This window comes from Fulvivirga ligni, from assembly GCF_021389935.1.
Classification (GTDB): domain Bacteria; phylum Bacteroidota; class Bacteroidia; order Cytophagales; family Cyclobacteriaceae; genus Fulvivirga; species Fulvivirga ligni.
In genome coordinates this window covers 5,852,501-5,873,962 of sequence record NZ_CP089979.1, presented here as the reverse complement: position 1 = coordinate 5,873,962, position 21,462 = coordinate 5,852,501, and the positions used below count along the sequence as shown (strand labels likewise).

At 38.3% G+C, this 21,462-nt stretch carries 21 protein-coding genes and 1 tRNA gene (1 of these 22 running past the window's edge); 13 read left to right on the top strand and 9 right to left on the bottom strand.

The annotated features are described in order from the left end of the window. Positions 1-45: 45 nt before the first annotated feature. The 4 genes from LVD16_RS24930 (at position 46) to LVD16_RS24915 (ending at position 2,957) form a co-directional block, all read left to right on the top strand. A complete protein-coding gene (locus LVD16_RS24930) occupies positions 46-984 on the top strand; it encodes an NAD(P)-dependent oxidoreductase (RefSeq protein ID WP_233771018.1) in 939 nt (312 codons plus the stop codon). Between the two features lie 120 nt (positions 985-1,104). Beyond that, positions 1,105-1,947, top strand: a complete 843-nt coding sequence (locus tag LVD16_RS24925; protein ID WP_233771017.1) for a pentapeptide repeat-containing protein — start codon at positions 1,105-1,107, stop codon at positions 1,945-1,947. A gap of 138 nt (positions 1,948-2,085) precedes the next feature. Then, entirely contained in the window at positions 2,086-2,559 is a 474-nt protein-coding gene (gene greA, locus LVD16_RS24920) for a transcription elongation factor GreA (protein WP_233771016.1), read from the top strand. Beyond that, entirely contained in the window at positions 2,559-2,957 is a 399-nt protein-coding gene (locus tag LVD16_RS24915; protein WP_233771015.1) for an HIT family protein, read from the top strand. Before greA ends, LVD16_RS24915 begins: the two co-directional genes overlap by 1 nt. Here the strand turns inward: LVD16_RS24915 and LVD16_RS24910 are convergent. From LVD16_RS24910 to LVD16_RS24895, 4 genes are read right to left on the bottom strand one after another with little or no spacing between them, the layout of a single operon-like run. Continuing rightward, positions 2,954-4,009: an NAD(P)H-dependent glycerol-3-phosphate dehydrogenase gene (locus LVD16_RS24910; protein WP_233771014.1), complete on the bottom strand. Its 1,056-nt coding sequence runs from the start codon at positions 4,007-4,009 to the stop codon at positions 2,954-2,956. The two genes, LVD16_RS24915 and LVD16_RS24910, sit on opposite strands and share 4 nt — an antisense overlap. Continuing rightward, positions 3,987-5,672 (bottom strand): 1-acyl-sn-glycerol-3-phosphate acyltransferase, encoded by a 1,686-nt coding sequence (locus tag LVD16_RS24905; RefSeq protein WP_233771013.1) that lies wholly within the window; start codon positions 5,670-5,672, stop codon positions 3,987-3,989. Before LVD16_RS24905 ends, LVD16_RS24910 begins: the two co-directional genes overlap by 23 nt. 48 nt (positions 5,673-5,720) lie before the next feature. Further along, positions 5,721-6,401, bottom strand: coding sequence for a hypothetical protein (locus tag LVD16_RS24900; RefSeq protein WP_233771012.1), 681 nt, complete (start codon positions 6,399-6,401; stop codon positions 5,721-5,723). A gap of 2 nt (positions 6,402-6,403) precedes the next feature. Beyond that, complete coding sequence (locus LVD16_RS24895; RefSeq protein WP_233771011.1) at positions 6,404-6,646, bottom strand: hypothetical protein; 243 nt, start codon at positions 6,644-6,646, stop codon at positions 6,404-6,406. 109 nt (positions 6,647-6,755) lie between these two features. On the opposite strand from LVD16_RS24895, the gene LVD16_RS24890 reads away from it, so the two are divergent. The 3 genes from LVD16_RS24890 to fabD all read left to right on the top strand — a co-directional run bounded on the left by LVD16_RS24890 (position 6,756) and on the right by fabD (position 11,030). After that, complete coding sequence (locus LVD16_RS24890; RefSeq protein ID WP_233771010.1) at positions 6,756-9,659, top strand: T9SS type B sorting domain-containing protein; 2,904 nt, start codon at positions 6,756-6,758, stop codon at positions 9,657-9,659. Further along, the gene (locus LVD16_RS24885) at positions 9,638-10,075 is read left to right on the top strand and encodes a thiol-disulfide oxidoreductase DCC family protein (RefSeq protein WP_233771009.1); all 438 of its coding nucleotides are present in this window, start codon (positions 9,638-9,640) and stop codon (positions 10,073-10,075) included. The genes LVD16_RS24890 and LVD16_RS24885 overlap by 22 nt, the downstream gene beginning before the upstream one ends. Positions 10,076-10,151: 76 nt before the next feature. Beyond that, positions 10,152-11,030: an ACP S-malonyltransferase gene (fabD, locus tag LVD16_RS24880; protein ID WP_233771008.1), complete on the top strand. Its 879-nt coding sequence runs from the start codon at positions 10,152-10,154 to the stop codon at positions 11,028-11,030. 2 nt (positions 11,031-11,032) lie between these two features. On the opposite strand, the gene folK is transcribed toward fabD, so the two are convergent. Continuing rightward, positions 11,033-11,524 (bottom strand): 2-amino-4-hydroxy-6-hydroxymethyldihydropteridine diphosphokinase, encoded by a 492-nt coding sequence (folK, locus tag LVD16_RS24875; RefSeq protein ID WP_233771007.1) that lies wholly within the window; start codon positions 11,522-11,524, stop codon positions 11,033-11,035. A 159-nt stretch (positions 11,525-11,683) separates the two neighbouring features. On the opposite strand from folK, the gene sppA reads away from it, so the two are divergent. Together sppA and bioB are read left to right on the top strand one after the other, a co-directional pair. Then, a complete protein-coding gene (gene sppA, locus LVD16_RS24870) occupies positions 11,684-13,435 on the top strand; it encodes a signal peptide peptidase SppA (RefSeq protein WP_233771006.1) in 1,752 nt (583 codons plus the stop codon). Between the two features lie 83 nt (positions 13,436-13,518). Further along, the gene (gene bioB, locus LVD16_RS24865; RefSeq protein ID WP_233771005.1) at positions 13,519-14,514 is read left to right on the top strand and encodes a biotin synthase BioB; all 996 of its coding nucleotides are present in this window, start codon (positions 13,519-13,521) and stop codon (positions 14,512-14,514) included. A gap of 68 nt (positions 14,515-14,582) precedes the next feature. On the opposite strand, the gene clpX is transcribed toward bioB, so the two are convergent. The 4 genes from clpX to LVD16_RS24845 all read right to left on the bottom strand — a co-directional run bounded on the left by clpX (position 14,583) and on the right by LVD16_RS24845 (position 18,141). Further along, positions 14,583-15,818 (bottom strand): ATP-dependent Clp protease ATP-binding subunit ClpX, encoded by a 1,236-nt coding sequence (gene clpX / locus LVD16_RS24860; RefSeq protein ID WP_233771004.1) that lies wholly within the window; start codon positions 15,816-15,818, stop codon positions 14,583-14,585. 7 nt (positions 15,819-15,825) lie between these two features. Further along, on the bottom strand, positions 15,826-16,497 hold the full coding sequence (locus LVD16_RS24855; RefSeq protein ID WP_305038992.1) for a ClpP family protease: 672 nt from the start codon (positions 16,495-16,497) through the stop codon (positions 15,826-15,828). Positions 16,498-16,630: 133 nt separating this feature from the next. Further along, complete coding sequence (locus LVD16_RS24850; RefSeq protein WP_233771003.1) at positions 16,631-17,962, bottom strand: trigger factor; 1,332 nt, start codon at positions 17,960-17,962, stop codon at positions 16,631-16,633. A gap of 97 nt (positions 17,963-18,059) precedes the next feature. Further along, positions 18,060-18,141 (bottom strand) — tRNA-Leu (locus tag LVD16_RS24845). Between the two features lie 95 nt (positions 18,142-18,236). On the opposite strand from LVD16_RS24845, the gene LVD16_RS24840 reads away from it, so the two are divergent. The 4 genes in view from LVD16_RS24840 to LVD16_RS24825 are tightly spaced (at most 57 nt apart) and all read left to right on the top strand, a layout consistent with a single transcriptional unit that may run on beyond the window. Beyond that, a complete protein-coding gene (locus tag LVD16_RS24840) occupies positions 18,237-20,450 on the top strand; it encodes a RelA/SpoT family protein (RefSeq protein ID WP_233771002.1) in 2,214 nt (737 codons plus the stop codon). A 57-nt stretch (positions 20,451-20,507) separates the two neighbouring features. Next, positions 20,508-20,981: a Fur family transcriptional regulator gene (locus LVD16_RS24835; RefSeq protein ID WP_233771001.1), complete on the top strand. Its 474-nt coding sequence runs from the start codon at positions 20,508-20,510 to the stop codon at positions 20,979-20,981. Between the two features lie 22 nt (positions 20,982-21,003). Continuing rightward, on the top strand, positions 21,004-21,348 hold the full coding sequence (locus LVD16_RS24830; RefSeq protein WP_233771000.1) for an STAS domain-containing protein: 345 nt from the start codon (positions 21,004-21,006) through the stop codon (positions 21,346-21,348). Between the two features lie 13 nt (positions 21,349-21,361). Beyond that, positions 21,362-21,462, top strand: partial view of an adenylosuccinate synthase gene (locus LVD16_RS24825; RefSeq protein ID WP_233770999.1) — the beginning only. 1,186 nt of this gene lie beyond the right edge of the window; only the first 101 of its 1,287 coding nucleotides appear in the window; the start codon lies at positions 21,362-21,364; its stop codon lies off the right edge, out of view.

The window sequence follows — 21,462 nt, the reverse complement described above, 5'->3', positions numbered from 1 at the left end:
TTGCTAATTTCAATATACCCACCAACTACAAATAGAAAATAAGAAATGAAATGTCTCATAGTTGATTATATGCATGAAAGTATTGAGCAAGATTTGCGAGAGATTGGAGTGCAGCCAGATTACCAACCTACTATTACCCGAGAGGAGATTCTAAGTGTCATCTCTGAATATGAGGGTTTAATTGTAAGGAGTAAAGTGAAGGTAGATGAAGAACTGGTGGCAGGTGCGGATAAATTGTTGTTTATTGGTAGGGCCGGAGCTGGTATAGATAATTTGGATGAAAAAGTGCTGGCAGAAAAGAATATAGCCATTTTCAATGCCCCCGAGGGAAACCGAAATGCTGTAGGCGAGCAATGTTTGGGCATGCTATTATCGCTTATGAATAATGTGGTGAAGGCAGACAAAGAGGTGCGTGCTTTCGAATGGGATAGAGAAGGAAATCGAGGAGAGGAGCTTGAAGGTAAAACGGTGGCCATCATCGGCTATGGGTTTATGGGACAGTCTTTCGCTAAAAAACTTAAAGGATTGGGAGTTAATATATTAGCTTACGATAAATATAAGTCTGATTATGGTGATGAACAGGTGAAGCAAGCCACCATGGAAGAAGTATATTCTGAGGCTGATGTGCTTAGTTTGCATATCCCACTTACTGAAGAAACGAGGAGCATGGTAGATTATGATTATATCAATCAATTCGCTAAAAAAATATACTTTATCAATTCTTCAAGAGGAGAGGTGGTGCCTTTGGATGGTGTGTGCCAACACATGCAAGAAGGAAAGATTAAAGCCGCTGCACTGGATGTGCTTGAGAATGAAAAACTTAAGACTTTAACGGAGTTGCAAAGAAAATCATTCGAATATTTATCAAAATCAGATAAAACCATACTTACGCCACATATAGCCGGCTGGTCGTTTGAATCGTATGAGCGTATAAATAAGGTCCTTGTGAGTAAAATAAAAGACTTTTTGAACGAAATTCAGTGAAATTTATTACATATTGCATATTAAATTAATAACGAACTGACATTTATTTTTTGTTTGGTTTTTGCTAATATAGATTGGAATAGGGGACGAAACTTTAATTTTTTGGGGTAAAAGCGCACAATGTTGCTGAAAAATCAGAATAAGAAATTTGTAGAATATGTAAACTCAATTATTGAGAAACCACTACTTACGTCAGCTATCGTATTGGTGGTGTTGTCTATCATAGTAATTGGCTTAAGTTTACAATATTATCTGTCCGATTTTCATTCGTTTTTTGGACAGGTACTGGCAGAGGCTCACGGTATGCTATTCGATATCGCGGTGATCGGTATGCTTATATTCTGGTTAAATAAGAACGGAGAGATACGCCAGAGAATTAGAACTTATAGAGATGAAATAGATGATTTCCGTTTGTGGGAATCTGAAGAGGCCGCTTTTAGAACGGTAGGTAATATTAAAAGGCTGAACAGGCATAACATTCATGAGATCAATCTGGTAAACTGCCACCTGGCAAGAACCAATCTCAACTATGTTAACTTAGCGAGTTCTAACCTGAACTCAGCGGATATTTCTAATGCTTTTCTTATTGAAACCAACTTAGAAAATACCCGTCTGAACCAAACTAACCTTGAAAACTCTAACCTGAATCAGGCTTCATTAAAAGGAGCTTATGCCAGTGGAGCTAACTTCAAGGATGCTTATCTTATAAAAGCACAGCTAGAGGGAGCATTCTTAATTAAGAGTAATTTTAAGAATGCGTTTCTCATGGAGGCTAATCTTGCTAACTGCTACCTTACCGGAGCAGATTTTGAAAATGCTAGTTTGTATAAGGCAGACTTGCGAGGTGCTAAAGGCCTAACTATAGAGCAGCTTACACAAGCCAAAACGCTCTACCTGGCAAAATTTGATGATGAGATTTTAAATCAAATCAAGTCCAACATGCCAGAGCTGGTAGGAAAGTAGTTATTCCTTACATTTTGAACATCTGTAAGAAAAAACTACCTTTGTATTCTTACTATACTACACAGAAATAATTTTAAACGGTTTCTAATCAGAGGCCGTTATTTGTTTTTTATAGCGATTATAAATATTAAATAAAATATGGGACAGGTAGCTTATTATACTAAGGAAGGCTTAGATAAGTTGAAAGCCGAGCTTAATGGTTTAAAGACAAAAGGAAGGTCTGATATAGCCAAGCAAATAGCCGAAGCAAGAGATAAAGGTGATCTTAGTGAAAATGCTGAGTATGATGCAGCAAAGGATGCTCAAGGTCATTTAGAAGCTAAAATTGCTCAGTTGGAAGAGGTTGTGGGTAACGCTAGAGTTATTGATGAAAGTAGCATTGATACTTCCAAAGTTTCTATTCTTTCTAAGGTTAAAATTAAGAATAAGAAAAATGGTGCTGTCTTTACTTACTCTTTGGTTTCTGAAGAAGAGGCTGATCTTAAAGCCAGTAAAATTTCAGTACAATCACCTATTGGTAAAGGATTATTAGGAAAGAAAGAAGGAGATAGCGCGAAGATCCAAACTCCGGGTGGAGAAATTGAATTTGAAATCGTAGAAATCGGAGTATAATGGCATCTATCTTCACTAAAATCATAAACAGAGAGATTCCAGGTCATATAGTGGCTGAAGATGACCAGTATATCGCTTTTTTAGATATCAGCCCTTTAGTAAAAGGACATTGCCTGGTAGTGCCTAAAAAGGAGGTTGACTATATCTTTAATCTGGATGATGATACATTGGCCGGACTAAATATTTTCGCTAAAAAGGTAGCTAAAGGTATTGAAAAGGTGATTCCTTGCCTGCGCATAGGTGTAGCCGTAATTGGAGTAGAAGTACCTCATACTCATATCCATTTGGTACCTCTAAATGCTGTGGGAGACATTAATTTTGCTAAACCTAAGCTTAGCCCTTCACAAGAAGAGCTAACTGAAGTAGCAGAGAAGATAAAAAGCGCTATTGAAGCTTAAATAAAATCAATATCCACATTGTATGGATATCTCATTAACATCTGTAGTGCCTTATCAACGGTAAGGTTCTCGAATAAAACCTCATACAGAGCCTCAGTGATTGGGGCTCTTGTTTTTTCTGCCTCTACCAGTTTCTTGGCAATTCTCACAGTGTTAACCCCTTCGGCCACCTCTTCCATAGTTTCGATGATATCCTGAAGAGTTTCTCCCTTGGCTAATCTGTATCCTACTGTATAGTTTCTACTCAGGGTACTGTTACAAGTGGCTACTAAGTCTCCAATACCTGCAACACCCAAAAATGCATGAACATCGCCACCCATGATTTTACCAAGGTGAATCATTTCCACCATTCCACGGCTAATTAATAGGCCTTTAGCATTTTCACCCAGCCCTAACCCACTAAGTGCCCCTGAAGCAATAGCGATAATATTTTTCAATACACCGGCTAGTTCTATGCCTATTAGATCATTATTTCCATACACTTGAAAACGGTCGTTTCTCAAGAGTCTTTCGCCTTCTTTAATCACCTCGCGGTAATGGCTTGCCACCACGGTGGCTGCAGGCTGTTGTGCTGCCATTTCTTTGGCCAGGTTAGGTCCTGCCAGGCAGCCTACTCTCAATACCACACTTTCATCCATGATTACCTCACTCATGGTTTTGATATTCTCTCGGTTCAAGGATGTAATGCTGTCAAGGCTTTCACCTTCGGGTATTGAAATGTCCAAGCCCTTGGTGCCATGTATAAGAATATGATAAGGATGTAGATATGGTGATAACTGCTGCATCATGCTTCTAAATGCAGAAGAAGGTACTATAGGAAAGATGATATCACAGCTACTGGCCAAGTAACTTAGATCCCCAGTGGCAGTAATGTTTGTGTGTAATTTATGGCCTCTGTTTTCTTTTTCTTCGGCTATTTTTTTTACTGTAGCACTATCACGAGCGTATAGCAAAACCTCATTCTTTTCTGCGAGAATGTTAGCTATGGCTGAGCCAAAACTACCGGCTCCTATTACTCCTATAGGTTTTTTAGAATTGGTTGTCGAGGTCATAGCCATTCATGCGGTTGTGATAGTAGTATAATATGTTTAAGTCCTTAGTTACAATATCTCCGGCCTTATTGTATAGAAGTGGGCGTTTACTGTGATACATGCCCACATTTTCAACTCCTAGTTTTATAACGTCATCAATATTGCCTTTGAGGTGAGGGGCAGTGTTGACCAACTTATTCTTTTTCAACTTGAAAATTTGCCTTCTGACCTTTCCAAAGCAATCTTTAAAGTCTTCATATTTAATGAAGAGATCTTCTTCAGGCAACCTAAGGAAGTCGTATAAGTCTAATTTTGGATATTGCCTTCTCAGCATTTCAAAAGCAACGTACGCTACCAGATGGCTTGAGAAAACCCTGTTTATTCGATGAAATTCCTTTACAACGATTTGTCCTAAACGTCTTGTGTATTCGTCTTCTCTTTGCTTGTCTACGGTAACCTGGCCATTGGAGGTGAAATAGTCTCGGGTATCTATAAAGCGGCCTTGTTTATCAATGCTTCGCCCGGAATTATCCACGTAATTACCTAAAAGGTCCATGCCACGACCAATACTTACTGATATGTCAGATCCCTTTGTGAAGAACTTGAATAGGAACTTCAGCATTTTGTAAGATGATGAATATTCATCATTCTCTACATAATACTTTTCACCACCTAACTTTTCCAGGTGCTCATGGATAAGTGCAGGAGCCTCCAATACAAAGTTGTAATTGATAGTTACGGGTACCACAAATATCTTTTTACCATCATTGTTAGGATGGTTCATGAAAATGCTCCTTTGAGCTTCCATGGCGGTACTTAAAAGCCCTAGCTTTAGATGACTTTCTATTTCACCGGAACGAGAACGCGTACCACCCGGGAAAAATAGGCTGTGTGTACCTTCTTGCAGAGCCAGGTTTGAGTATACCTTAAGCGTCTCTATGTAAATGAAGTTTTTCTTTCTTCTATCCACTTTATACGCACCAAGACTGTTCATAAAGTAGGCGAATATCTTTATGTTGAAAAGATTAAGCCCTGCACCATAAATAAATGCTGGTAAACCTAATACATGAATAATCCATCCTATAAGTACTGAATCCAGGTTGCTAAAATGGGTTGGCACCATAACCACAGTGCCCTGCTTAGCTAATTTTCTTAGCTGCTTTATTTTACCTGTTATCTGGATTTTATCTCTAAGGGTATATTGGTTTCTGAAAAAGGCTCCGAAACGTTTTACCCGGGTAGCATTCAAAAGTCTGGCGAAACCAAACTTTACTATTTCACGGGTCAGTTTATATCGGCTTTTCTTGAAATTACCCGCTATCTCATGAGCATACCTGCTTATGATCCTGCGTAATATTTCTTCTTCCTTTTTTCGAGATTCGCTCAGTCCGGCAAGATCAAGAAGGTCGTTTTTTACCTCGTTCCAAAACTTGTATTCATCAGGAGGGTCTACACGCCATGGATTCTGCTTTATTCTAAGCTTTTCACGGTGCAACGTCGTTTCTAGCTCTTCTCTTAATTCCTGGGTACCAGGGTTAGCTTCCTTAATCCTGTTAAGCGACTCTTCAACCACCCTTTCAATGAATTCTTTTCTGTTTTTGCTGAGCAAAACAACCGGCCAATCCTTGGTGCCGGGTAATATGGGTTTATAAGATTTGGTCTTAGACTTGCCCTTTGGCTTCATTAGAAAGATTTTGTGAGTCCCAAATATACTGGAAACTCTATAATGAGACTAAACTAGTGTCAGATATTCTATCGGAATGTCCTGATCAATAACAGGAATGAGGTAGGTATGTTCAGGGCTTTCCTCAAATCGAACATTGGTTTTGCCTGCAGATATACTTACTATCACATATCCTTCTGATTGGGCTATCTGGTGATATTCATGAAGATAAAAAAGCCGTGCAGATTCATTGATAGAAAGCACCCCCTGCTGACGTGCCCTGAGCCAATCTTCTTCCGCCACTTTGATGTAAAACTTCTCAGTAATAGAAGGGTCATTTTTATAAGCTTTCACATAGGATACATAACTCTGCAGGTTCAGGGATTTGGTGCTGATGAAATAGTCATAATTCTTAACTGCGGTATGCAAAGTCAATACATCAGTGCCCTGAATGCCATAATAAATAAGCATGACTCCAATCAATACCAAAGAAAATAATAGCCAAATGTTATAATAATGATTAAGCAAAGCATGCAAGCTTAGAGGAGCTAGTATTCCACCTATCACTATCGGGAGTAAAATAACTCTATGTCCGAAGGTTATATTCTGGATGGCATCAATTTCAAAATTGCTGAGCACCCCTTTTTCTCTTACAAAGAGGTGATCTTTAGAAAGATAGAGGGCATTTTTTTGATCCCCTTCTTTTTTGAAATAGCATAAGGCCAGTATAGCTTCACCTGCTACGTGCATAATTATAGAACCTCGCTTAGGGCTTTTGAGAAAATTTGATGCATGGCATTGAAATTATTCATCACATTTTGGATGAACGCCTCATTCACCACCTCGTAAACCTCATCTTCACTAGTGAGGTCAAGTTGATTAATTTTAAATGACTGCTCTAGATTACCCTGCTCTATTTTAACAATGTATTTTTCATTCCATTGAAAGATGGTGATCTTACAATCTTTATGGGGTATTTCGCCTACTACTCTCATTTTATTCTCTGATTTCTATGCAATTATAAACTAATATTACGTTTTGAACGTAAAGTAAAAAGCATGGGTATAGGCATATGGTTATTTAATTAGTAAATTATGTAACTTATTGCTTAAATTTAATGTTCAATATTTCAATGATCATCTGAGAGACTCTGTGAATAACTTCGCTACTAATATCATCAAACTCTTATTCTCCTCACTTCTTATTGCTGTTTTGGCAGTATTCAATCAAGCTATGGCTACTCACTTGAGAGCTGGAGAAATTATCGTCAGGCGTTTGGATTGTTCCAGCCTGGAATTTGAAATAACAATAGTAGTTTATACAGATACCGGTTCAGACGTTAAATTCGGCGAAGGTTTCTTGACGTTTGGCGATGGCTCAGACCCTGTGCAACTACCCCAGATAGAAAACACTACACGATCTGATTTAGGAGATGAGGTAGGTACTGCTAGTTTTACCATTACACATAACTTTCCTTCTGCAGGAAGATATAAAATAGGTTATCAGGAGCCTAACAGGAATGAAGGCATCTTGAATATTGATAACTCTGTGAATACCACCTTCTACGTAGAGACAGAGATAATTGTAGGAGCTATTATTGGCTGTAACAATTCTCCTGTTCTTCAGATTCCGCCAATAGACAGAGCTTGTCCGGGAGTAGCATTCTTCCACAACCCAGGAGCATACGATCCTGATGGAGATAGTTTATCCTTCGAAATGGTTATCCCGAAAATGGATCAAGGCATCAATGTAGTAGGTTACGAAGATCCTGATGATAATATTTTCTACCCTTCTACTTACGGTCAGGGTAATGAAACTTTAGATGGTCCTCCTTCTATCTCCATAGATGCGGCTTCAGGTGAATTAAAATGGGATGCCCCTTCATTCGAGAGAATAGGAGAATATAATGTGGCCTTTATTGTTAAAGAATTTAGACTGGTGGCAGGCCAATGGAGACAGATAGGCTATGTTACCAGAGATATGCAGATTATAGTTGAAGACTGTGAAAATGAGAGGCCTGAGTTAGAAATTCCAGAAGACATTTGCGTGGAAGCGGGTGAACTTATTCAGGAGACTATAATTGCTACAGACCCTGATGGAGATCCTGTGAAAGTGGAGGCAGCTTCTCCTATATTTTCAGATCCTGATGTTAGTCTTGATCCTGATTCAGTTTTCAGAAGTTCACCATTGAATGTTGATTTTCAATGGGCTACAGAATGTGCAGATATTAGAGAAGAACCATATCAAGTTATTTTTAAAGTAACAGATAATCCTCCAGAAGGGCCAAGATTAGTAAGTTTCGCTACTTGGAACATTACAATAGTAGGTCCTGCACCAGAGTTAGTGGCAGCGACTCAAGAGAATCAAAGCATAGTTTTAGATTGGACCAGTTATTCCTGTGCCAATGCAAGTAGCATTCAGATTTGGAGAAGAGTAGACAGCAATCCTTATGTTCCTGAAGAATGTGAAACAGGAATCCGAGAAAACTCAGGCTATTCATTACTTACCGAAGTAAATCCTGATGCTGTCACCTATAGAGATAGCGATTTGGCTCCTGGAGCTAAGTATTGTTATCGATTAGTGGCTGTTTTCCCAGATCCTTTTGGAGGAGAAAGTATTGTGTCGGATGAGGTATGTGCTGAACCAAATTTGGCAACTGAGCCCGTTATCACAAAAGTTTCAGTTGCCGTTACAGATGAGGCCAATGGGCAGATACAGTTAGAGTGGATGGCTCCATTTGATAAAGGAGACTTGACTTATCCTCTACAATACAAGATCTATCGTGCGGAAGGTCAGAGCAATACTCCAAATACACTTATTACAACCACGGATATTTTAGTAGAAGCTACTGATCCTGAGCTAACCACTTTTACAGATACGGGTCTAAATACAAAGGATCTTGCGTACAACTATAAAGTGGTGCTGGAAGATGGAGGTGATGAAATTGAATCTTTCCCTGCTTCATCAGTAAGACTAACACCAACGCCGGAGTTAAATAGGATTAGATTGGAGTGGGCCGCTATAGTACCGTGGTCAAATTCTGTAGCCTCACCGCCAGAAGACAGTAGACATCTTATATTTAGAGGTGAAGAAGGAGATACTGAAGATGAGCTGGTCCTAATAGATGAAGTTGATGTAATTGAAAATGGATTTGTATATATAGATTCAGGTCAATTTAATAATACGCCTCTTCGAGATGATAGACTTTATTGCTACAGAGTGATGACTAAAGGAACTTATGGAAATCCACTTATCTATACACCATTAGAAAATTATTCTCAAATCATTTGTGCGCAACCTACTGATACAGTGGCTCCTTGTAAGCCTATTCTTACTATTCAGGAAAGAGATTGTGAAGATATAGGATGCGATCTTAGTGACTTCTCTAATGAAATTACCTGGGAGGTAGACTTTGTTGGAGATTGCAAGGTAGAAGATTTACTGTATTATGAAATATTCTTCGCTAGTACCACGGAATCAGAATTTGAATTGGTTGGAACAAGTCAGACAGAATCATTTACTCACCGTAATTTGAATTCATTTAAGGGATGTTACAAAGTAAGAGCCGTAGATAGATCGGGTAACGTAAGTGAGTTTAGTGATGAATCCTGCCTGGATAACTGCCCATACTACGAGCTTCCAAATCTATTGACACCTAATAGTGATGATTGTAATGACTTATTCAGTGCATTTGGTAAAAGAGGCAATATCTATGATGAGAATAGAAATTTGAAGAACAAATGTGGTGAAATAGATGAGTCTAAATGTGCTCGCTTTGTTGAAGCTGTTGATTTTACGGTGTTTAACCGATGGGGAGGTAAAGTATACGAATATCAAGGAGTAGCTGGTACAGAGAATGGAATCTACATTGATTGGGATGGTCGTGATGATACAGGGAAAGCCTTATCATCAGGAGTATATTATTATCTGGCTGAAGTTACTTTCGATGTGGTAGATCCTTCCAAGGCTAAGAAGAAGATCAAAGGATGGGTTCAGATAGTGAGGTAATCCTTGAAGAAGAGAAGGCTATTATCTTTTTTGATGGAGTTTGTAATCTTTGCAATGGTTTTGTGAACTTCATTATTGATAGAGATAAGGAAAAGAAATACCTGTTTAGCTCCCTTCAATCGCCAGAGGCTCAAACTATTTTGAGTAAATATGATTTCAATCCAGCCTATCTGAGTTCTGTTGTTTTACTGCAGCCTAATGGCAAGATTTCTTTTCGAAGTTCAGCAGCTTTAAGAATATTCTCAAATTTGGGAGGTTTATGGCCTATACTCTCAGTTTTAAGATTAGTGCCAGCCTTTATTCGAGATTTTTTCTACAATATTATAGCTCGAAACAGATATCGATGGTTCGGTAAAAAAGACCAATGCCGGATCCCTACTCCAGAGTTGAAACAACGATTTTTAGATGCTTACTAAAAATGTTCTAATTTTGCGGCCACGTTATTGATCGCAGTTAGTCAATACTTTATTTTAAAAAATAATATTATTTAATATGAAGGCATATGTATTTCCCGGACAGGGAGCTCAGTTTTCTGGGATGGGTAAAGATCTTTATGATGGTAATGAAAAAGCTAAGAGCATGTTCGAGGCGGCCAATGATATCCTTGGTTTCAGAATTACTGATATTATGTTCGAAGGATCTGCAGATGATTTAAAGCAGACCAAAGTAACACAACCGGCTATATTTTTGCATTCTGTAATATTAGCTACTCAGGTAAGTGACTTTAAGCCTGACATGGTAGCGGGGCATTCATTAGGTGAATTCTCAGCTCTAGTAGCCAACCAATGCCTTACTTTTGAGGATGGCCTTAAGCTTGTTTCTCAACGTGCAGATGCTATGCAAAAAGCTTGTGAGGTAAATCCTTCTACCATGGCTGCAGTTTTAGGCCTTGAAGATTCCAAAGTGGAAGAGATTTGCGCTGCTATTGAAGGTACGGTGGTAGCTGCAAACTATAATTGCCCTGGTCAGTTGGTGATTTCAGGATCTAATGAAGCTATTACAGAGGCTTGTGAGAAACTGAAGGAAGCAGGAGCGAGAAGAGCATTGCCATTAGCAGTAGGTGGAGCATTTCATTCGCCTTTAATGGAGCCAGCTAGAGTAGAACTAGAGGCAGCTATTAAAAATACTACTTTCTCTACTCCAATTTGCCCCGTATATCAGAATGTTAATGGACAGGCGGCATCAGATATTGAAGTAATAAAAGAAAACTTGATTGCCCAGCTTACAGCGCCTGTAAAGTGGACTCAGTCCGTACAGCAAATGGTGAGCGATGGCGCCACTGAATTTGTAGAGTGTGGACCTGGAAAAGTATTACAAGGATTAGTAAAGAAGATTGCCGCAGAGGTTGAGGTTTCTGGGGTAACTATCTAAACTTAATCTAAGGAAATTTTCTGCACTGGCAGCATGTCAGTACATTGCTGAAGTAGCTTCTGGTTTGTTAATCCTAGAATAGGATGCACAAAATCAGGAGCTATTTCTGTTAATGGAGTCAATGTAAATCGCCTGTCAGGAATGCCTGGATGAGGTACTACCAGCTCATCTTTAGTTAAAACTTCTGAGTTATAGTATAAAATATCGATGTCAATAATGCGGCTACCCCACTTCTCCATTCTTACCCGACCCATCTCATTTTCTATTGCTTGAGTCTTTTGCAGCAGTAGTTCAGGTGCGTATTCGGTTTCTATCTCCAGTACTTGATTGTAAAAAGAAGGCTGATCCTCCTTTCCCCAAGCCGCAGTTTCGTAAATGGCAGTAAGCTGTTTCACTTTTCCAATCTGTTCTTCAATTTTCTGACAAGCCTCCTGAAGTAGCAGTCTTTTATCACCCAAATTTGAGCCTAAGAGTAAATATATTCCTTCTATCATAAATCTCTTCAAAATTAGGAAAGTGCCCCTATTTATGTGTTTTTTAGTTATTAAATTTGTTTGCTTGTGAAGTCTCTGTTTATAAAGCTTTACAAGTTTTAGACTAGTTAATAATGGTGTTTATAGCATCGTGATTTATAAAAATAATAATTTGAACGAATGAAATTTTTAAGAAACTTTCTGGCCGCCTTTCTAGCGTTGATCGTATTTACAGGTATTGGTTTCGTGCTGTTTTTGGTGGTGGTATCTGCTTTTTCTGCTGAAGAAAAAGTGAGTGTGAGTGACAAAAGTATTTTACACTTGAAATTAAATCGCCCAATATCAGAAGTGGAGTTTGAAAATCCTTTTGCTGAAATTGGAGTTATAGCTACTTCTCCTAATACCATAGGTCTTGTGCAGTTAAAAGAATGCATCAAGAATGCAAAAGAAGATGATAAAATTGAAGGTATCTATTTAGATGCTTCCTTTATTTCTGCAGGTTCAGCTACGTTGGAGGAGATTAGATTGGCGTTAGAGGACTTCAAGTCATCGGGAAAATTCATAGTTTCCTATGCGGAGTATTATTCTGAAGCGGCTTATCACTTAGCATCAGTTTCAGATAAGATATATATGCACCCTGAGGGTTCACTGGAATTTAATGGGCTCAGTGCTAATCTTACATTTTTCAAAGGCCTTTTTGATAAGTTAGATATCAAACCTCAGATTTTTAGAGTAGGTAAGTATAAAAGTGCTATCGAGCCTTTAATCAGAGAAGATATGAGTGAAGAAAATCGTGCACAAATGACTTCTATGCTAAATAGTATCAATGGCCATTTGATAAATAATGTGGCTTCTGGTAGAAAGTTATCTCCAGAAGAAACTAAAAAAATGTCTGATCAAATGCTAGTACGTCAGCCATCTGATGCCGTAAAATATGGGCTAGTAGATAGCCTTACATATTATGACGGTGTTATTTCTTACCTAAAGAGTACAGTGGGAATAGAAAAAGATGATGAGATCGACTTTATAGACTATGATAAATATAAGAAGAGCTTCAGTACCTATAAAAGTTCGAAGAACGAGGTGGCAGTGATCATTGCCTCAGGTGAGATCGTGTCTGGAAAAGGAGATATGAATACCATCGGCTCAGAGTCATTTGTGAAGGAGATAAGAAAGGCCAGAGAGGATGAAGAGATTAAGGCTGTGGTATTAAGAATCAATTCGCCAGGAGGAAGCTTCGTGGCATCTGATGTAATGTGGCGTGAGATCAAATTAACTAGTGAGGTGAAACCTGTTGTAGCCTCTATGTCAGATCTGGCTGCATCTGGTGGATATTACATGAGTGTGGCTTGCGATACAATCATAGCACAGCCAAATACCATTACAGGTTCAATAGGAATTTTTGGTGTGATGTTTAATTTTCAGGATTTCATGAAAAATAAACTAGGTATTACCAATGAAGAAGTAAATACCGGTGAATATTCGGGCATGATGACCGTAACAAGACCATTAACTGAGCAGGAGGCGGCTATCATTCAAGAAGATATTAATCAAGGATACGAAACGTTTGTTTCTAAAGTAGCTCAAGGTAGAGGAATGAGCGTGGAGGCCGTAAAAGAAATAGCTTCGGGTAGAGTTTGGACTGGAGAGCAAGGTAAGGCTAACGGCTTAGTAGATATTCTTGGCGATTTTGATGATGCCATTGAAGTTGCAGCTGAAATGGCCAATTTGGATGATGATTACAAGGTGAGATACTACCCTAAGCAAAAGTCTATATTAGAAGAGTTCTTCAAAGGCCTTGAGGGTGATACTAAAGCGAAGGCTATTCAGGCTGAGCTGGGAGAGTTATATCCTTTCTACGAACTACTTAATAAGACTAAGAATCTTAGTGGAGTTCAGGCAAGATTACCATATGAATTGAATCTAAATTAGGGCTCGAAAGTAAAATAATAGCACAAGGCTAAAGCGCTTTTAACGAAGATGTGCTTACTTTGAGTGAATAAATACGAAATAACATGACAGAGATACGCAACGATTGGACTAGAGAAGAAATAACCGATATTTATAACTCACCATTAATGGATCTGATATATAGAGCGGCTACCGTTCATAGAGAGTTTCATGAAACGGGAGAGGTGCAGGTTTGTACATTGTTATCAGTGAAAACAGGTGGTTGCCCAGAGGATTGTGCGTATTGTCCGCAAGCAGCAAGATATCATACCGATGTGAAGGTGCATAAGCTTCTTCCTACGGAGGAAGTATTACAGAAAGCTAAAGAGGCTAAAGACTCAGGTAGTACTCGTTTTTGTATGGGAGCAGCCTGGAGAGAAGTAAGAGATAACAAAGACTTTGATCGTGTATTAGACATGGTGAAGGGAGTGAACGCCATGGATATGGAGGTTTGCTGTACTTTGGGAATGCTTACTGAGGAGCAGGCTGTAAAACTGAAAGATGCGGGCTTATATGCATATAACCATAATCTGGATACTAGTGAAGAGCACTATGATGAAATTATCTCTACACGTACTTATGATGATAGGTTAGATACCATTGATAATGTGAGAAAAGCTAAGATTTCAGTTTGTTCTGGTGGTATCATAGGAATGGGAGAGTCTGATAATGACAGGATAGGAATGCTTTTAACACTGTCTACCTTAGAAGAACACCCTGAGTCAGTTCCTGTAAACGCGCTAGTTCCTGTAGAAGGTACTCCATTAGCAGAACAACCGAGAGTTTCTGTTTGGGAAATGATCCGAATGATAGCTACAGCAAGAATTATCATGCCACAGGCAATGGTTAGACTATCTGCAGGTAGAGTGAAAATGAATATGGAAGAACAAGCCCTTTGCTTCATGGCAGGTGCTAACTCAATATTTGCTGGAGATAAGCTTTTAACCACACCTAATAATGATGTGGTGAGCGATGATGAAATGTTCCAGGTGTTGAATCTTAAGTCTAGAAAGGCATACAAGGGGGAAGCATCTGTGAAATTTGAACAGATACCTAGCTAATAAATAAAATTAGAACATAAAAAAAGCCCGTTTAAAATGGGCTTTTTTTATGTCTATATGAAAATGGCTTACGCCACTTTTAATTTACTGTATTTAGACTTGCTGAACTGCTCTTCAGCATAAGATCTGTTGATAGTCAATTTCTTAGCTTTATCATCAGATGGCATCTCAAACATGGCATCGTTGATAATGGCCTCACAAATAGATCTTAGACCACGAGCTCCAAGTTTGTACTCCACAGCTTTCTCTACTATAAAATCTAGAGCTCCATCCTTAAACTCTACCTCAATGTCTTCCATCTCAAACAATTTCTTGTATTGTTTGATAAGAGCATTCTTAGGAGCTGTTAAGATTTGTCTTAAAGCATCAGCATCTAGAGGATTTAAGAATGTAAGCACAGGCATTCTACCTATAAGCTCTGGGATGAGCCCAAAGCTTTTCAGATCCTGAGCTGTGATATATTGTAATAAGTTATCATTCTCCACATCTAATGGTTTCAGAGCATCTTCTGAAGACGCAAATCCCATAGGACGAGTGTTGATACGCTTAGCAATATTTCTAGAAATTCCGTCGAAAGCTCCTCCACAGATGAAAAGAATGTTTTCTGTGTTTACAGAGATCATCTTCTGATCTGGATGCTTGCGTCCTCCCTGAGGTGGAACGTTCACTGTGGTGCCTTCTAAAAGCTTAAGAAGAGCCTGCTGTACACCTTCACCACTTACATCTCGGGTGATAGATGGGTTGTCAGACTTTCTAGCAATCTTATCTAATTCATCTATGTATACAATCCCTCTCTCAGCAGCCTCAGTATCGTAATCCGCAGCTTGCAATAAACGAGTCAAGATGCTTTCTACATCCTCACCTACATATCCAGCTTCAGTTAATACTGTAGCATCTGCTATACAAAATGGTACCTGAAGAATTCTCGCAAGGGTTCGTGCTAAATAGGTCTTTCCAGTACCGGTTTCTCCTACCATTACGATGTTAGATTTTTCAATAGTCACATCGTCTTCGGACTTCTTCTGCATCAATCTCTTGTAATGATTGTATACAGCTACTGATATCACTTTTTTAGCTTCATCTTGCCCTATCACGAACTCATCCAGATAAGCCTTCATTTCTTTAGGTTTTACCAGATTGAAGTTCGGTTCTCCTTCATTTCCATTGTTGGACTTCTTCTCTTCTGAAAGAATCTGATTGGCCTGGGTGATACACTTATCACATATGTGCGCGTGTATTCCAGATATCATTAAATCAACATCCTTCTTATTCCTCCCACAAAATGAGCAAGTTACTTCTGCCATAATTATATTATTTCTTTCTTACAAGTACTTCATCAATAAGGCCGTACTCTTTAGCCTCCTGAGCTCTCATCCAGTAATCTCTGTCTGAATCAGCCTCAATCTTATCATATTTCTGACCTGTATGATGAGATAATATTTCATAAAGATCCTTTCTTAATTCTTGCATTTGCTTCAAGGTAATCTCCATATCTCTAGATTGTCCTTGCATGCCGCCGCTAGGTTGATGAATCATGATTCTGGAATGTGGCAGAGCAGCTCTTTTCCCTTTCTGACCAGCAGACATAAGTACTGCAGCCATGGAAGCAGCCATACCTGTACAAATAGTAGCCACATCTGGGCTTACATACTGCATAGTATCATACATGCCTAAACCTGCATATACTGATCCTCCAGGACTATTAATATACATAATAATATCCTTTTTAGGGTCACTAGACTCTAAAAACAAGAGTTGAGCAGTAATAATATTAGCTATCTGATCATCCACACCCATTCCTAAGAATATAATTCTGTCAGAAATAAGTCTGGTAAATACATCTATCGCTCTAAAGTTACCAGGTCTTTCCTCAATAACATATTGAGTCATATTTTGAACAGTGTTCGCGTAGTCATCAAAAGTTTGTCCACTTATACCCTGATGCTTCACTGCATATTTTCTAAATTCTTCTCTGTTTATCATCGTTTTTATAAGCCTTAATTATTGTAAAATCCGTTATACTCAATTATAACAAGATTTTATTAAACATATCTACTCTTACGAAAAAAAGCCCTAAAGAGGGCTTTTTTAATTAAGTATTATTTACAGAGAATGTTTACTTTTCTACTGCTTTTTTAAATCCTTCTACATCAACTTTTTTATCAGTAATGCTGATGTTTTCTTTAACATAAGCTAAGATTTTATCATCTCTTACTTCAGTAAATACCTTCATGTAGTTCTGACCGTTCTCAGCTTTTAAGTAGTTGTCAGCAAAAGCATCCATGTGATCTTTTAGTTGCTCAGCAGCACCTGCACCACCTAATTGCTGTAAGATCATAGATTTAGCTTTATCCACTACCTCTGCATTCTCCACTTTAATCTCTTTGTCTTCAGCAATCTTATTTTTGATAAGATCCCACTTTAAAGACTCAACGTACTGTCCAAATTCTCTATCAAGATCTTCTTGAGTGATCTTGTCATTGGTCTTTAATAACCATTCTTTTAAGAATTCTTCAGGTATGTCAATCTTTGTTTTACTTACAAAGTGCTCTTTTATAGTTTGATCAAGGAAAAGCTCAGTCTCTCTTTTGTAGTTACCTTCTACTGTTTCCTTTACTTTATTTACAAATTCTTCTTCTGATTTTACAGCATCCTTACCGAATACTTTATCGAAAAGCTCTTGGTTAAGTTCTGCCGCTTCCATTCTGTTTATGTTCTTAACAGTTAGCTTGAACTTACCTTTGAGGTCATGAGCTGCATCATGCTCTACATTCAATAGGTGCATAACAGCGTGAGCATCTTCAATTACCTTTTCTATTGCAAACTCTACAGTGTCATCTTGCTTTAGGCCGATGAATTTCTTTTGCTCTTTTTTAGCAATGTTGCTCCACTCTAATAAACCTTCATTAGAAATGTCGCCATCAACCTGCTCGAAAAGGCCGTAGATTGAATCACCTTCTTCGCTGGTTTCAGGGTTTACACTGTTACCAAATTGCTTCTTTACATTGTCTAGAGTTTCATCAAGAGTTTTCTTGTCTAGCTCAATAGTGTAAGAGTTTACTTTTTGTTTGTCAGAAATGTCAACTTTGAAATCATCTACCATTCCAATCTGGTAATCGAATTCAAATTCTTTCTGATTATCCCAGTCGATCTTAGCAGCTTGCTCTTCGTTTGGAAGTGGCTCACCGATAAGTTGAATATTTTGCTCTTTAATATAGTCAGATAGAGATTTAGAAAGAACGTTATTAATTTCTTCCACAACTATTGACTTTCCGTACATTTTCTTAATTAAACCTGTTGGAACTTTTCCAGGTCTAAAACCCTTAATGCTGGCTTTCTTCGCGTATTCCTTTACTTTTTCTTCTACATTAGGTTGGTAATCACTTTCCTTTAATGTAACTTTAATTGACGCTTCTGTGGGGCTTTTTTTGTCTAACGTGATGTCCAAAGCAGTATTCTTTTACAGTGATAAATGTAGTAAATAAAAACCCTCAATCTCGATCTCATAATTTTCTTAAGAGTTCACGACTGAGGGTGATTAATCGTGCGGATGGAGGGACTCGAACCCCCATGCCCGGAGGCGCTAGATCCTAAGTCTAGTGCGTCTACCAATTTCGCCACATCCGCTTGTAATAAATGGGAGTGCAAATGTAAAAAACTTTTTTTATACTGCAATGTTTTTAATATAAATTTGAAAAAAAAATTAAGAAATTAATTTCCATATGATTGCGATCGACGTTGAGGAAGAAAATAAGGAAATAATACGCAAATATAGACAGCTCCTCAGAAGGGCTAAACCTATACTAAAAGACGGGGATTCCAAAATAATAAGAAAGGCTTTTAAAACTTCTATGGATGCCCATGAAGGCATGAGAAGAAAATCCGGAGAGCCTTATATATTTCATCCATTAGCAGTGGCCAGAATCTGTGTAGACGAGATAGGCCTGGGTACTACCTCTATAGTAGCTGCGTTGCTGCATGATGTGGTTGAAGACACAGACTGGACTACTAATGATATAGAGCGAGACTTTGGTAAAAAGATAGCTCGTATCATAGATGGCCTCACAAAGATCTCAGGGGTATTCGAACATGGTAGTTCTCAGCAGGCCGAAAACTTTAGGAAAATGCTCCTTACGTTGTCTGAAGATGTAAGGGTAATTCTAGTAAAGCTTGCTGATAGACTACATAATATGCGTACTCTCGGTAGTATGCCAGTAAATAAGCAGTACAAAATAGCTTCTGAAACCATATTTCTTTATGCACCACTGGCGCATAGGTTGGGTTTGTATGCTATCAAATCTGAGATGGAAGATTTGTATTTGCGTTATACTGAAAATGAGACCTACACCAAGATCATAAAGAAGATTGCCTCTACAAAAGAGGTAAGGAACAGGTTTATCAAAAGCTTTATCAGGCCTCTCCAGAAAGAACTGAATGAGCATAGCCTAAACTACATTATTAAAGGAAGACCAAAATCTGTTTATTCAATATGGAATAAGATGAAGAAACAGAATATTCCTTTTGATCAGGTGTATGATCTCTTTGCCATAAGAATAATAATAGATACCACGCCTGAGAATGAGAAGGCCGCCTGTTGGTTAGTATATTCTATTGTTACTGATTTTTACAAGCCAAATCCTGATAGATTAAGAGATTGGATCAGTACGCCCAAAGCAAACGGCTACGAGTCGTTGCACACCACGGTAATGGCAAGGAACGGCCAGTGGGTTGAGGTTCAGATTCGAACCAAACGAATGGATGAGATTGCCGAGAAAGGTTACGCAGCGCATTGGAAGTATAAAGATAATTCTCACGGACAGCCTTCAGGTCTGGACCAATGGATCAATAAGGTAAGAGACATGCTGGAACAAAATGATTCCAGTGCACTAGAGTTTGTAGATAACTTTAGAGGCAACCTATTTAATGAAGAGGTGTTTATCTTCACTCCAAAGGGTGATTTGAAAACGCTTCCGCATGGTGCTACCGCGTTAGATTTTGCTTTCGACATTCATACAGAAATAGGTGCCAGGTGTATCGGCGCCAAAGTAAACCAAAAGCTTGTACCTATTAACTATGAATTGAAAAATGGGGATCAGGTAGAGATACTAACTTCAAGCAAGCAAAAGCCGAATGAAGGCTGGTTGCGATTTGTGGTATCATCCAAGGCGAAGGCTAAGATAAAAGACGAGCTTAAAGAGGATAAAAAGTTTATTGCCGATGAAGGGAAAGAAATAACACTTCGAAAACTCAAGCAGCTCAAAGTGGATGCCTCACGAGAAACTTTTGATAGACTGAGGGCTTATTTTAATGTTACTACCCAATTTGATCTCTTCTTAAAAGTGGGATCAGGAGAAATTGATCTAAAACAATTTAAAAAGTTCAAAGAGTTTAGGCCGGCAAATCCAATCAAAGGACATTCTAATAATAAAATATCTGATGCTAAAACCTTTGAAAAGGAAATTGTAAAAGTTAAGGAAAGCGATGTCCTACTAATAGGAGAGGATATGGATGTGGTGGATTATAAACTATCCAAATGCTGTAATCCTATTCCTGGTGATAATGTGTTTGGGTTTGTCACGGTTAATGAAGGTATTAAAATTCACAGAACCACATGTCCTAATGCTCCAGAGCTTCTTGCTAATCATGGGCATAGAGTGGTGAAAGCCAAGTGGACATCTCAATATGCCTCATCATTCCTCGCCGGTCTCAAAATTATTGGCACTGATAGGGTGGGACTTATCAATGATGTGTCATCTATTATTTCCGAAGAGCTAAAAGTAAATATGAGGTCTATGTCTATAGATACAGACTCCGGTATTTTCGAAGGGGAAATAAAGCTTTACGTAAATGATACGGTACATTTAGATTTGCTTATCCAGAGGTTGGAGAAAGTGGAAGGAGTAGTAAAAGTTTCACGCTTTGATTATAATGACTAGCGATTTCTTTCATTCCTAAAAGAAATCATATATTTGTAATCTTGATAGCAAATCATAATGGCACTTAACGAGAAAGTATACGAAGAGGTAAAGAAGATATTCACGGCTTATCTTGAAAATAAGGGATTGAGAAAAACCCCGGAGAGATACGCAATTCTGGAAGAAATCTACTCTCGCGATGGACATTTCGACGTAGAGTCACTCTATATTAGTATGAAGAATAAGAATTATAGGGTGAGTAGAGCTACGGTATATAACACACTTGATCTTTTGGTTGAATGTGATCTCGTAAGTAAACATCAATTCGGGCGTAATTTGGCTCAGTATGAAAAGTCATATGGCTATAAGCAACATGACCACCTTATCTGTACCGAGTGTCACAAAGTGGTGGAGTTCTGTGATCCAAGGATACATAATATCCAAACAATGGTTGGGGAACTTCTGAATTTTGATATTCTGCATCACTCACTAAACCTTTATGGAATTTGTGGTGACTGTCGCGCCAAGTTGAACCAAGAGCAATCTGCTTAAAAGAAACATTCCAATATTCGATATGAACTATAATTTTGATTTAAAAGAGGATGTACTTGTCCTAAGTTTAGAAGGGGATCTTATTGGAGAAGATAGTGGCGCTGATTTAATGGATAAGATCAGTGGTTATGTTCAAGAAGGGGTTAGACTTTGTGTGGTAGATATCTCAGAACTTAGATATATCAATAGTAGCGGTATCGGTGTGTTAATTACAATACTTACTAAATTTAGAAATAAGGGTGGTGAGGTATGCTTGCTAAAACCTTCTGAGAGCGTTCAGAAGTTGTTAATCATCACCAAGCTTAACGCTATATTTAGTGTAGTGGATACGGAAGAAGAAGCATTTGAAAATTTAAAAAGCGCATAATTTACTTATAATAATGAAAATGGATGTGTTATTAGGACTCCAGTGGGGGGACGAAGGCAAAGGGAAAATCGTTGATTTTTTAGCAACCAAGTATAATCTAGTAGCCCGTTTTCA